The organism is Proteus vulgaris (assembly GCF_016239305.1).
GTDB classification, from domain to species: domain Bacteria; phylum Pseudomonadota; class Gammaproteobacteria; order Enterobacterales; family Enterobacteriaceae; genus Proteus; species Proteus vulgaris_C.
Genome location: NZ_JAEHOQ010000002.1, coordinates 25514 through 39018 on the forward strand (window position 1 = coordinate 25514; position 13505 = coordinate 39018).

The following is a 13505-nucleotide window of genomic DNA, read 5'->3' on the forward strand; positions in this document are numbered from 1 at the left end:
ATAGAAGAGCAAGTTATTTATTTAAAAATCAATATGATTAACCTGAAAACTCATTACATAACTCTTGAAGTTTATTAATCATTCTTGCTATATGAAAACCATCGCAAGTAGCATGATGTACTTGAATGGATATTGGTAATAAAAATTTATCATTTTGTTGAGTGAATTTTCCCATAGTAAAAATAGGAGGAAAATAATCTCTTACATTAGCAATATTTAAATTAAATCCATCAAAACTTACCCATGGGATCATCGAAATACAGAAATGATTTTCAGGTAAGTTAGGTTTTGCAGATAGATTCAGATTATCTTTATATTTTTGATAATCTTGACTGTATCCTTCTAAAAAAGAACACCAATCTTCAAAATAGTTACTCCATAATTCTGAGAAAGTTTCCGTTTCTGGATGAAAAATCGTATATGCAGGATTGACATAATCCCAAATAACCAATTCATCATCCTTGATTGCCATTCTAGATTCAGGATAATAATTAACCGTTTTCGCAATCAAATAGACCATTGCAGGATAAAGCTTAAGATTATTTTTAGCTACTACACTCTTTAAGGCAGTAATATCTATTTTTGTTGTTAAGCTAAAACCACATTGCAAGTTATGACGATAATGTAAAAAGTGTTCTTTTCTATTCCATTGCTCTAAATCGATTTTTTCATAGTTCATTTTTTAGGCCCTTCTTGTTAAGTGATAAGTATTTTTAACGAAGAAGGGCTAAACGGGTTGTCTGAATAGATAGCATAATAAATCCTTAAATATTTAATTATTATAAAAGATAATAAAACATATTATTACACTAATCATTAGATATTAAAGGTATTTTTGTGCTAACGCTAATTTAAAATAACATTTTTTTGGAGAAAGGTATTAAGTGTATTATGATAAAAAAGATAAAGATTGCCATTTAAAAAATGAAGGGATTTATGATGCAAGCTAAACTTGCTTATCAATGGAAACAACAAAGACGTGGAAGACTCTCTTTCTTAGGTTTAGAAATTGCTTGGTCAATTTTATTTGCTATTGTCGAAAACTTAGTATATCGATGGTATATATTACTTTACCCTGATAGTGTGGATTCAATAATTGGAAGTGTCTTTTATTATCAATTTTCTTTTACTCCATATGGTTTAATTGAAATCGTATTTTTAATAATACAAATTTACATATTCACTTTGATTTTATCACAACGAGTTAGAGATATTGGTATAAGTTATCCAGTCATTATTTCACTTATCTTCACTATTAGCCCTATATTATTAATGCCATATTTACTCTTTAATGCACCAAACGTGTTGATGGTATTTTTTGTTATTTTATTAATAGGTGGGTTGATTGCCTTACTTGCACCTTCTGCTTATAAAGTCGATATCGACATTAATAAAGATCCCAAAGAAAATAATTAGTTAAAAATATGTTATATAAAATTAGAAAAAGCATCTTTCTAGATACTTTTTCTAAACAAGGCGAATGACTTTTCAAAAATTTAAGATAAAATCTCAATAACTCCTTTTTGCCCATCAACTTTCACTCTTTGCCCATTCTTTAAAATATTCAATATATTACGAACGCCCATAATAGCTGGTAATCCTAATTCTCTGGCAGTAACAGCACCATGAGATAATGGTCCACCGCTTTCTGTGATTATGCCGGAGGCTCGATAAAAAAGTGCTGTCCAAGCTGGATTGGTCGTTCTTGCAACTAAAATGGCATTTTGTGGAAATTCGGCAAAATTTTCAGGGCCATGAACAAGATAAACTTCACCTTCAATAATGCCCGCACTTCCAGCCAACCCTTTTAGTAGGTGCTCATTTGTATTAATTTCATCACTGCCATCTTCGCCATAAACCCATTGTGGGGTAACTGATTTTGCTTTTAAATACCCAGCTTTATTTTGGTATATATGATGGCGTAGCTGATTCCACTCATTAGGGGTATCTGCAAGAATTGCATCAGCTAAAGGTTGTTCATTTGCGAAATAAATGTCCATTGGGCAGTCTAAAACACTACGAATAACTAGTCGCTCTCCTAATGCTTTTAATCCGCGACGCATAGGTAAGGCCAATCGTGTTGTTTGATAATGCTCTAAGTCATCAAGTGCAGTATAAACTCTAGCTAATCGGATAATCTCTTGTAAGAAAAAACGTAACTCTTCGGGAGCATCAGAAATAATTGAAAATTCAGTTTCTGATTGTAGAATTTTTTTACCTAATGGATCATCCGCTTGTTTATCATCAGTTAAATCTGCCATTGCCTTAATTTGAGTCAATACAATGTGTGGCGCATCTAACCAAGTTGGATGATACGCATCAAAATCTAATTCTCGATGGCCGTGGTTTGCTAAAAATAAGGAGAATTGCTGGTGGAAATGGGGATCGCATTCTTCAATTTCTTGCATAATGCTTTCGGGAATAATAGATGTTATAAGCTTGAGAAGTTTAGGTTGCTGACGAACATAACGAGAAAGAGTCCAAAGTTCCGCATTCACTTGCCCTGTCTTAGTTTCAGACATTGCAATTAAATTGTCGAATGCAGTATGTGCATATTTTTCTTCTTTAAAAAAGAGTTTTAACAAGGCCATTAATGCTGAATAGAGAGAGCGTTGGGTCAAGGATATAGCAATATTAGGTAAGAAGTAATCAGCACCTAATTTATTAATTCTTTGCACATAATCCCATAATTGGGACAAGTTTTTGTCTTCTAATGGTTCATTCATTAATGCTCCGATTGAGATTAAATATTTATCTAAATCGCGCATCCAAGTAATAGGTAATTCTTGTACCCAACTAAATTTTTGCGCTATTTCAGGCAAAGATTTTAATAGGGTAGGTAAATCATTCATCATTGAGGTTGGAAGCCGATTACTATACAAAGAAACTGCATTTTGATTACCATAAATATAGTAATCTTGCATACCAAACCACTTACCATTAAATGAAGGAAGCCCCATAAGATTAAGGCTAAAATTTAATGATGAATGAAAACCTGCTTCACACATATCCCAAGTTAACGGTGTAATTGGATTAGGAAATCTCTCTGCTGATTCCTCGCGAGTCCAAATTGGGGCTATTTGTGTTACATTTCGTGATTGTAAAAGCCATAATTTACCGTCATGAAATGCCCACTCTATATCCTGTGGAAAATCAAAATATTTTTCGGCTAAAATAGCCAGCTCAGCCACTTGTTTACACTGTTCAGGTGTTAAAGAAGGTATAGATTGATTTTGAGGTTCGAGAGGTAAAATTTTAGTGCCATTATTAATCATCACTATGGCATTTATTTTTTGAGAAATTGTTGTTTGCTTTAATTCTAAGCTTTCTCTGTCAACGAGAAATTCATCGACAGGATCTTCACCTGCAACTACGGTTTCACCTAAACCGAAGGCTGCATTAATTAATACGGTAGAAAGAGAACCTTGAACAGGATCAACAGAAAAAGCAACGCCTGCAGCCTCTTCTTTTTGAACATCAATCATTCTTTGCAATACAACAGCCATTGATGCTTGAGTATGCGGTAAATTTAAATGCTGGCGATAGAGCATAACGTGAGTATGCCATAAAGAGGCATAACATTGGCGAATGGCGTCTAGCAAATGAGGTAACGTTTTAATTCCTAATAACGTGTCATGCTGGCCAGCAAAAGCTGCTCCAGGCATATCTTCCAATGTTCCGGATGATCGTACGGCCAAAGCGACATCATTCAGCTGAAGACTATTTAACATTGTGCTTAGAGAATGAATTAAATTTTCAGGCATAGGTGCTTGTAAAATAAGATGCCGAATATTATTACTAACTGATTCAATTTCTTGCTTTTTATCTGATAATAAAAGATTAATTTTAGGGAGCAAAGGCGTAATAAATAGCTGATAAGCTTGGCAAGAAAGAATTAAACCATCAGGAACAGGCAATGATTGAATGGTTTTCGCTAAACTTGCACCTTTACCTCCGCTAATAGAAACTTCTGAAGCAATAGGCTCGTTAATTTTATAAATGAGTTCCATATTCGACCTTATTATTTTTACCAGTGATGTAAAGCACCCATAATGCAAGTAAAGCACCGACAATAACATCAATGCCATAATGGTAATGTAAATATACAGTTGCCAAAATCAGCCCTATTAGGATAGGAAATAAACAATAAGCTGTTTTTTGATAACCAGACAAATAGAAATAACCAACAATATAGAGCGTTATCCCTGTGTGTAATGAAGGAAAAACATCCATTCCTGTAATGCCTTTATCAACGAGATCAGTCAGAAATAGTGTCATGCTGCCAGAGTAAACAGGATAGTTAAAATCAGAAGGGAATGCAGAGTAAGGGCCTGCGGCTGGAATAGTGAAGTAACCAATAAAACCAAAAAAATACATCAGCATTAAACCGAAAAAATAGTTTTTAGTCAGTGTGTTATTCTGGCTAAAAAAGAAGAAAAGGGCGCTGCCAATAATCAAAAAGTAGAAACTAAAATAGCAAAAAGAAAGAAATTCACTTAACCATCCTGATTGTAAAAAAATGGACCATTCAGGTAAGCTTTTTCCAAACCATAAGAATTTATCCAAAGTATATAAAATATCATCAAAACTCCATTGGTATAATCCATAGCGAATTGACTTAAATAAGGGAAAAATAGTCCAGCATACAATCAGTTGTAACAAACCTAACCAATAAAATCGTGAATGATATGTTGAATGTTGATTTTTATATCCAACAAAAACCAATAAAATCCATAAGAACAAACCTAAGAAAATAGGCGTTAGCATCTCGGTAGCATGAGTTAACCAACTACCATAAGTGCCAAGTCCCCAAATAATAAAGAGTTGTACAGAGAATAGGTGGTTGAAAAGCATCCTAGCTTTAGTCGTTAACATATTTGGGCGCCTTTCTTCCTTATCAATATGAAGCCGAATAGTGCACTAACTAAGCTTATACCAATAAATAAGGGGGAAAAGAATAGGAGCATGACTAAGATAGGAAGCCAAATTGCTGAGGCAATAGCACCACCTAATATTTTAAAGAAGCTAACGGTATTACGGGCATCAGCAAAATAAGATGCAATAAATGATGAAAGTAATATTGGGGATAAAATATACATAAATAAAAATGAAATATAACGCCAAATTAATATAGAAGATTGAGAATTTATTTCTATATTTTGATTGTCATTATTTGATTGTGATAGATTGTTTTGATAGTCAATAAAGGATTCAGCATAAGAATCACCGTCCTTGTTTTTATTAAAAGCATAGGCTGATGCTTTCTCAAAAATATCAATGTTTGGGCAATTAACAGAGATTTTATTTAGTGATGTAGTTACTTCTGTATGAATATTTTGTTCCCATTCTCTGATTGATAAATTATCTTTTTGTGAGGTTATACATATATTTTCACCAATATAAACCTCAACTTTTGAACTAAATTTATCAGGAGCTATATAAAACAATCCCATAGGAATAATATCAAAATCTACTCCCTCACTGATTAATGTTCTAATAATTCTTGCTGCTCCTCGTTGGTAAGGTAATGGCTGAAAACCCCACTCACTGCTGCCTTCTGGAAATAAAAGTAGATCTCCACCTGCTTTTATATGTGCAATTGCTGCATCTGAGGGGCTTGAAAATATATTTGCATTTATACCTAAACGTTGTCTATCCTTTTTTCTAACTACGGGAATACCCGTGAAAAAAGTCTTCATTATGTAACTATTTAATAATTGTATTGATGCTAAAGCCTGAGCTTTAGGAAATGCCTTCAATGCAATGTAACCATCAAAAGCACTGTTCCGATGACTACAAAGAATTAGCTTTGGATGTGTATTTTCGATTTGATATCTATTATGGTAAATAAGTGAAATTTTTGAAAAATAGATTTCTCTAATTGAGGTGGATATGAATTGATAATAAAAAGGAAGTTCGGAACCAGCAACAAAAGAGGAGGTTTTTTTTATTGGTGAAGGTAATATTGAATTAGGCATAAGATTTCCTTACATTATTCCTTCTACAAAAACATATCATGCTCTAGAAAAAAGTAACACTAAAAAATTTAAAATGCACTATTAGAATAAAATTTTTCACTGCTTTGAGGCATTTAATTCTAATGAATAAGACGGAAATGAGTATGATTCAACTTAGACTTGCTGAACCACAGGAAGCAAAACGATTGTGGTATTTACGAAATCAAGCTCTACGATTTGGCTGTGAAAATGTTTACCCAAAAGATATTTTAGCTGCTTGGACACCCGATGAAATGCCAGATGGATATCGACAAGCTATTCTCGATAATCCATTTTATGTGATTGATTACCAAGAATATAAAATTCCTGTAGCTTCTGGTTTTTTAGATGTCAAAACAGGTTTTGCTGAAGCGATTTTTACATTGCCAGAATATATGGGGAAAGGATTTGCAGGACTTATTTTAAAACAGTTAAAACATGAAGCAATAAAGAGAGGGCAAAAAAGGTTATTTTTGGACGCAACACCTAACGCAGTAATATTTTATTTAAAACAAGGTTTTAAAGCATTAGAAGAGCGCGACTATTATTCAAGTTTAGCAAAGGCAAACCTCCATTGTTATCGAATGTACATTGATTTAGATTAGCTTTGGGTTTTATGCTCATAAAAAGAAAGTTTGTACGTAATGAGCTTAGAATAAAAAATGCTATTCTGAAAGTGCGATATTGGTATATTTTTATCATATTTTGAGTTGGTTATTGTATTAACAACATAAAATAGCAATCGCTCTGATGTTACGATATTGTAAAGTATCAAGACATCTTTAGGATAAATATTATGCAAAATGTGTTATTAACGTTATGGCCTTTATTTGCGTTAATTGCGCTAGGTGCAATTTTAAGAAGAAATAAAACGTTTGAACCTGCTTTTTGGGTCGGTGCTGAAAAGCTAAATTACTTTTTACTTTTTCCTGCGTTACTGATCAATAGCCTAGCAAATGCACCTTTATCTGATCCTCAATTACCCCACCTTGCTGGGGCTATTTTTTCTGTGGTCATTATTATCACTCTATTATGTACTGTATTGAAAAAAATTACAGGTTGGCATGCTGGGCGTTTTGGTGCAATTGTTCAAGGTAATATTCGATTTAACACTTATTTAGGTTTAGCGATTGTTGCTGATTTATTTGGTGTTGAGGGATTAGGGATAGCTGCATTAATATTGGCAACGTTAGTTCCACTATCAAATGTGACCTCCGTACTTTGTTTAACGGCTGGGCAAAATGTAACATTGCGTCAATTGGCATTACCTATTATTAAAAATCCTTTAATTATTTCTTGCATTATAGGAATAGTGATCAATTTATCTGGAATAGGGCTTCCTTTGGGTAGTGATCAATTTCTTAAGTTATTAGCCGCAACCAGTTTACCTTTAGGTCTAATTTGTATTGGTGCAGCGTTACATCTATCAACGTTAAAAGCAGAAAGTAAAATGATTAGCATTAATACTGTGACTCGTTTACTTATTGTACCGGTAATAGCATATGGTATTGCCTATCTTCTTGATTTATCACCACTGGTAACAATACTTTTAGTTATTTTCTTTTCTATTCCTACTGCGCCTACTTCCTATATTTTAACTCGACAACTTGGCGGGGATTCTGAACTAATGGCTGGGATTATTACTTCTCAAACAATGTTTGCAGCAATTACACTGCCTATTGTATTAAGCTTGCTATCAGTGTGATTTTTAAAACACATATTTAAGTAAAATATTATTTGTATTTAATTAAGCATGGTTTTGTGGTGTTTTTTTATATTAAAAAATTTTATTTTTTATTATCTTTATTTTTCATTTGCTTAAGATGGAAATAAAAATTAACATGAAAATTTTAAATGCGAATATTAGTCAGGAAAAAATAAGTAAATTATCAGATAATTCACCATCTGATATAATGAGTATTTGGGGGAAAATAAAAGATTGGTTTGGATTTAGTCAGGAAAAAAAGTATTAACCTTAATTAAGAATGTTTATTTTAGCCAAGAAACAACAACCCTAGAAAAAAACAGAGATTTTTTTCATTTAAAGAAACTTGCTGGAGAGCAGTATAGAAATAATTTTCAATATAAATTGGATAATGATGCCATATCTTATATGATTGATTTTAATGATGGTTTTATTGAATTTAACAGTGATATTACACCATTTATTGAAACTATAAAGAATGAACTTAATTTGGATTTAAAAAATTATAGTAGTGAAGAACTAGATGCATTTATTAATAATTACTATAAATTATCTACATTAAGTAATGACATAAAAGATTATGAGAAAAAATTTATAGCATTTAGAGCAATTCTTATGGAGTGTATTAATAATAAAAATCATCTTGATGAAAAAAGCTTTACTCTTAATGCCTTTGAAGCAAAAGGAACATTCAATGATAAATATGAATATTTAAAAGAAAATAGTAAAAAATTTTTAGTCAACATTGATACTGAGAAATTAATCGAAAATATATATGATTCCACGTATCAGCATAATTATGAAAAACTGAGAGATCAGGTAGCGAAAGATATTTCAAGATATGTTTTGAAATTCAATAGTGAAAATATATCTGACATTACTTTATTAGAAGATAAATTTAAATCATTAAATAATAAAGACACTATGATTATCTTTGAATTGCTTAATCAAGGTATTTTTCCAATAATAAAAGATTCTTTTGAAAAATATGAGCCTATTGCTTCAATGTACTCGCCCTTTACAGGAAAGACATCTATTAATATAGAAAAGAAAGATAACATATATACTATAACTGTTAACAATAAAAAGGAAATTATAGAGTCTGATATTGAAAAAGTAAGTCAGCTATCAGGTGTTATTTTAAATGACTTTGATTATAACTCTATGAATTTATACATTAAAAATTTTGTTGATGCTCCTATGTCAAGAGAAAAGTTAGATGCCGCATTAGCTGAATATCAAAATGAAATAGTAAAAAGAATGGAAGATAGTATTGGTGATAAATTTAATTATAAACAAAATAGATTTGCTTTGCTGGAAGAAAGTATGAATATCAAATTTGAATTTAATCCTGACCTAATAAAAAAACTAACCGTTTTTTCTAATGAAAGTAAAGTTGAATATAGTTTATTAAAATCTTGATCTTGGGATAAAGAGAGCTTCTTGCTATGATGGCTATAAATCAATAATAAGCAAAAGGCTCTTTTTATGTCACAACTTCATTACCTTGAAATTCAAAATATTATTATCAAACTAAAACAGCAATATCAAAGCGCCGTTGACGCTTTACGTAATGCAATTGTTGATTATGCACAAAATGGAACATTACCTGATGTAAAGCAAAGAGCTGAAGGGTTATTTGCTTATCCTCAATTAACAGTATATTGGTCAGGTGAAATAAAAACAGAAGATAAAACGAGAGCTTATGGACGTTTGTCTCGTTCAGGTACTTATTCCACTACTATTACTAATCCTGCTTTATTTGAAAACTATTTGTCAGAACAATTACAACTTATTGCTGATACCTATCATGCAACTTTTGAAGTCAGCGCCTCAAAACAAGAGATCCCTTATCCTTTTGTAATTGATGGAACAGGTATTGGTTTTGATAGAAAAATGAGTGCCTCTTTAGCAAAATATTTTCCAACAACTGATCTATCTAAAATTGGTGATGAAATTACCGATGGTTTAATTTGTGATAGGGAAATATTGCCACTTTCTCATTTTGATGCTTTACGTACTGATTTCTCACTGGCACGTTTAAAACATTACACTGGAACATTGCCTGAAGATATTCAACCCTATATTTTATATACGAATTATAATCGTTATGTCGATGAATTCGTTCGTTGGGCATGTGATCAAGTTGCGGATAAAAATAGTCCATATTGCGCACTTTCCTGCGCTGGGTTTCAACGAATTACGGCAGAAACCGTTGATCCTGAAAAATTAATATCAGATTTAACTTGGAAGAAATATCAAATGCCTGCCTATCACTTGATCGCAAAAGAAGGCCCCGGAATAACATTAGTTAATATTGGTGTTGGTCCTTCAAATGCGAAAACAATTTGTGATCACTTGGCAGTTTTACGGCCCCATGTTTGGTTAATGATTGGTCATTGTGGCGGATTACGTGAAAGCCAACAACTTGGTGATTATGTTTTAGCCCATGCTTATTTACGTGATGATCATATTTTAGATGATGTTTTACCACCAGATATCCCGATCCCAAATATTGCAGAAGTACAACGTGCACTTTATGACGCCACTAAAGCAGTCAGTGGAAAACCAGGACATGAAATAAAACAAAGATTAAGAACAGGAACTGTAGTTACAACGGATGATCGCAATTGGGAATTACGTTTTTCGGTTTCAGCCAGACGATTTAATTTAAGTCGTGCGGTTGCTGTTGATATGGAAAGTGCCACTATTGCAGCACAGGGCTATCGTTTTCGTGTTCCTTATGGCACATTATTATGTGTATCTGATAAACCATTACATGGTGAAATTAAATTACCTGGCCAAGCGAATCATTTTTATGAGGGGGCTGTGTCAGAACATTTGCAAATTGGTATTCAAGCTATTGAGTTACTTAAGCAAGAAGAAAGTAACTTACACTCTCGAAAATTGAGAACATTTAATGAACCACCTTTCAGATAAATTGTAAGTAATAATAAATCCCAAATTATAATCAGTTTAATAATTTGGGATTTCTATTTGATTTTATCAAAAGTAAGTTATTAAAAAATAAAACGTTAAAAACGTAAATGGCGAGCTGCTTTTCTTAGTCGATCATCTCCTCGTCGGTCATAACGCTGAGTTGTCATTATACTGGCATGGCCCATTGCATCTTTTACAGTCACAATATCTTCGCCATTATCAAGCATTGCGGAAGCAAAAGTTCTTCGGAGATCATGAGGCGCAAATTTATCAATGCCACTTTCTTGCTGGCGAGTTTCTAAAATATAGTAAATAGCTTGGTCTGTTATTCGTTCAGTTGTTACATCGTCAAAACGACGAATTCGAGTGAAAAGAGGGCCATCTTGAGTGCCTCTTATTTCATCAATCCATAACTGAACACGATCCCAAGTATCATCGGGCATATAAGACATTCTTTCTTTATTACCTTTACCTCTGACAAGAAAGGCTTGATCACGAAATTGAATATGCTCGTAATTAATAGCGACTATTTCTGAACGGCGTAATCCGCACCCCAATAGCACACTTAATATTGCCGCATCTCTTAAACCTTTCGATGAGTTGTCTTTTTCACAACTTTTAAATAAAGCACGAATTTCATGACTTGTTAATGCGCGACCTTTAGGTAATCGACTTCCTCTGACAGATTTAACTTGGCGGATATGCTGATAACTTTCAGTATCCATCTGTTTCATTGCCCATGCTTCTAAGGCAACACCTTTTAATGCAGCAAGATAAGTATTGATTGTGGCAGGGGCTTTGTTGGCATTAGATAACATATCAATAATAGCTTGGATATGATGACGACGAAGTGCACCCCATTGGCAATTTTTAAGAGAAGTAAAACCAATCATTTTGGCAACAATAGTTAAAAATGATCCCATCGTTTGACGACTACGTTTCGATCCCAAACTCATTAAATAAGCCATTGCTGGATCCGTGTGGGATGGTGAGGTGAATGTTGTATTCAGATCCAATAATGCTTGTTTTTCAGACAGCACTAGCGATGTTTCAGGTGTTAAATCCTGATCGTCGTGGTGAAATTTCACTGTGATTTCCTTATTAAATCAACATAACCATGATGAATATTCTAACAGATCCAAAAAAGAAAAAAGCTACTTTTTCAAAGGATCATTTTAATAAGTAGAGCAGATCGTGTTTGTTTTACCATCAATCAGTGTGTTAATTGAACATGGTTTGTATGAATAGCAACCGAGTTGAGTTAGCGCTAAAATTAAAAATAAATTTATTTCAAAAAAAGATAGGAAATATTACGAGTAACAGGGGATTAGATAAGGTATCGTACCCAAGATCTTCACTTTTTCTCTGTTTAAAAACAAGGGAGAAATTGGGTACGAAATAGAAAAACGACTATTTAAATTTACTCTTTATAGATAGCAACAACCGGTTTTCCATCATTACCAATTGTGCCACGATACATACCTTCAGAATTAAAACTCATCGTATAGTTGCCTGATTTATCTAATACGATAACACCACCACTTCCATTAATAGCTTTAACTTCATCAAGTGCATTCTGTGCCGCTTTTTCTAAAGGTAAATTTTGATATTTAACTTGGGCAGCAATATTAAAGGCAGTTAATGTGCGGATAAACATTTCACCAGAACCCGTTGCGGATACAGCAACTGTTTCATTATCGGCATAGTTTCCAGCACCAATAATAGGGGAGTCGCCCACTCGGCCATAACGTTTATTAGTCATTCCGCCAGTTGAAGTTCCTGCGGCTAAATTACCATGTTGATCAAGTGCAACGGCACCTACTGTGCCATATTTATAATCGTACATCATTGGATCAATAAAAAGTGCAGCTGTTTTTCCATCGTGATCTAAAACGACCTGTTCTTTTTCTATCGCTTTTTGAAGTTGTTGCCAGCGATATTCAGTACGGAAATAAGAAGGGTCTACAATTGTTAGTCCTTGTTCTTTAGCAAAAAGATCTGCACCATTTGATACCATTAAAACATGAGGGCTTTTTTCCATTACCGCAATAGCGGCATTTATAGGATTTTTAACTGTAGTGACTCCAGCAACAGCGCCGGCATTGCGCGTTTTTCCATCCATAATAGAAGCATCAAGTTCATTGCGTCCGTCATGTGTAAAAACAGCACCTTTTCCAGCATTAAAGAGAGGGGAATCTTCCATTACGTTAATAGATTTTTGAACTGCTTCTATACTAGTACCTCCGCTATTTAATACTGTATATCCCGCATTTAATGCTTCAGTCAGTTTTTCTTTATATTCTTTTTCTTGTTCAGGGGTGATCGTACCTTTAGTAATTGTGCCTGCACCCCCATGAATAACAAGACGAATAGGGGATTGATTATTAGCAAAAACAGAGGTGGCAAACAGAGTGCAGAGTGTCATTGTGGCGAGTTTATACTTAATATTATTCATATAACCCTTCTTATTTTAGATTAAAATTAATTTGATATTTTCATATATTTTCTTACCGCTGTGTTTCTAAGTTCTAATTAATTACATAAATTGGGTGTAATAACTAACTGCAATAATCACTATATAAAAATTTTAAAGCATAAGTGGTCTGAACACTTGGATTTATTTTTGATTTGTCGATCTCTGTCATAGAGTGATTTTTTTAGGATTTATTTTACAATATATTCAATTGGTTATGTTATTTAGATATTGCTTTTATATCAAAAGTAATCTATTAAATATAGTGATAATAAATCTAATTTAAACTTTAAAAATAACAATGCTATTTTTACTGATTATTTCTATTTATTTAAAATAGTGGCTAAAAGCTGGTTTTAATTAATTTATATAATAAATACAACCTATTGCC

Annotated in this window: 12 protein-coding genes; 6 read left to right on the forward strand and 6 right to left on the reverse strand. The window is 32.9% G+C overall.

What is annotated here, in order from left to right; all coding sequences use genetic code 11:
- Nucleotides 1–37: 37 nt before the first annotated feature.
- On the reverse strand, nt 38–679 hold the full coding sequence (gene catA / locus JEP40_RS01650; RefSeq protein WP_198622158.1) for a type A chloramphenicol O-acetyltransferase: 642 nt from the start codon (nt 677–679) through the stop codon (nt 38–40).
- A gap of 257 nt (nt 680–936) precedes the next feature.
- Here catA and JEP40_RS01655 point away from each other — a divergent pair, with 257 nt between their 5' ends.
- Complete coding sequence (locus JEP40_RS01655) at nt 937–1416, forward strand: hypothetical protein (RefSeq protein ID WP_232799120.1); 480 nt, start codon at nt 937–939, stop codon at nt 1414–1416.
- A gap of 80 nt (nt 1417–1496) precedes the next feature.
- Here JEP40_RS01655 and JEP40_RS01660 read toward each other — a convergent pair whose 3' ends face one another.
- Genes JEP40_RS01660 through JEP40_RS01670 form a run of 3 tightly spaced genes read right to left on the reverse strand, consistent with a single transcriptional unit; the run spans nt 1497 to nt 5978 of the window.
- Nucleotides 1497–4010, reverse strand: a complete 2514-nt coding sequence (locus tag JEP40_RS01660) for a PEP/pyruvate-binding domain-containing protein (protein ID WP_198622159.1) — start codon at nt 4008–4010, stop codon at nt 1497–1499.
- A complete protein-coding gene (locus tag JEP40_RS01665; protein WP_198622160.1) occupies nt 3994–4875 on the reverse strand; it encodes a phosphatase PAP2 family protein in 882 nt (293 codons plus the stop codon). Before JEP40_RS01665 ends, JEP40_RS01660 begins: the two co-directional genes overlap by 17 nt.
- Entirely contained in the window at nt 4869–5978 is a 1110-nt protein-coding gene (locus JEP40_RS01670; protein ID WP_198622161.1) for a glycerol acyltransferase, read from the reverse strand. Before JEP40_RS01670 ends, JEP40_RS01665 begins: the two co-directional genes overlap by 7 nt.
- Before the next feature lie 137 nt (nt 5979–6115).
- Between JEP40_RS01670 and JEP40_RS01675 the strand changes: the two genes are divergently transcribed.
- From JEP40_RS01675 to JEP40_RS01690, 5 genes are all read left to right on the forward strand, one after another.
- Entirely contained in the window at nt 6116–6601 is a 486-nt protein-coding gene (locus tag JEP40_RS01675; RefSeq protein WP_198622351.1) for a GNAT family N-acetyltransferase, read from the forward strand.
- A gap of 191 nt (nt 6602–6792) precedes the next feature.
- Nucleotides 6793–7701, forward strand: a complete 909-nt coding sequence (locus tag JEP40_RS01680; protein WP_198622162.1) for an AEC family transporter — start codon at nt 6793–6795, stop codon at nt 7699–7701.
- Between the two features lie 136 nt (nt 7702–7837).
- Complete coding sequence (locus JEP40_RS19170) at nt 7838–7969, forward strand: hypothetical protein (RefSeq protein ID WP_269814744.1); 132 nt, start codon at nt 7838–7840, stop codon at nt 7967–7969.
- 140 nt (nt 7970–8109) lie between these two features.
- Complete coding sequence (locus tag JEP40_RS01685; protein ID WP_198622163.1) at nt 8110–9123, forward strand: hypothetical protein; 1014 nt, start codon at nt 8110–8112, stop codon at nt 9121–9123.
- Between the two features lie 66 nt (nt 9124–9189).
- Nucleotides 9190–10641: an AMP nucleosidase gene (locus JEP40_RS01690; protein ID WP_198622164.1), complete on the forward strand. Its 1452-nt coding sequence runs from the start codon at nt 9190–9192 to the stop codon at nt 10639–10641.
- Between the two features lie 95 nt (nt 10642–10736).
- On the opposite strand, the gene JEP40_RS01695 is transcribed toward JEP40_RS01690, so the two are convergent.
- Together JEP40_RS01695 and JEP40_RS01700 are read right to left on the reverse strand one after the other, a co-directional pair.
- Nucleotides 10737–11729, reverse strand: coding sequence for a tyrosine-type recombinase/integrase (locus JEP40_RS01695; protein WP_198622165.1), 993 nt, complete (start codon nt 11727–11729; stop codon nt 10737–10739).
- 332 nt (nt 11730–12061) lie between these two features.
- Entirely contained in the window at nt 12062–13096 is a 1035-nt protein-coding gene (locus JEP40_RS01700; protein WP_198622166.1) for an isoaspartyl peptidase/L-asparaginase family protein, read from the reverse strand.
- Nucleotides 13097–13505 lie beyond the last annotated feature (409 nt).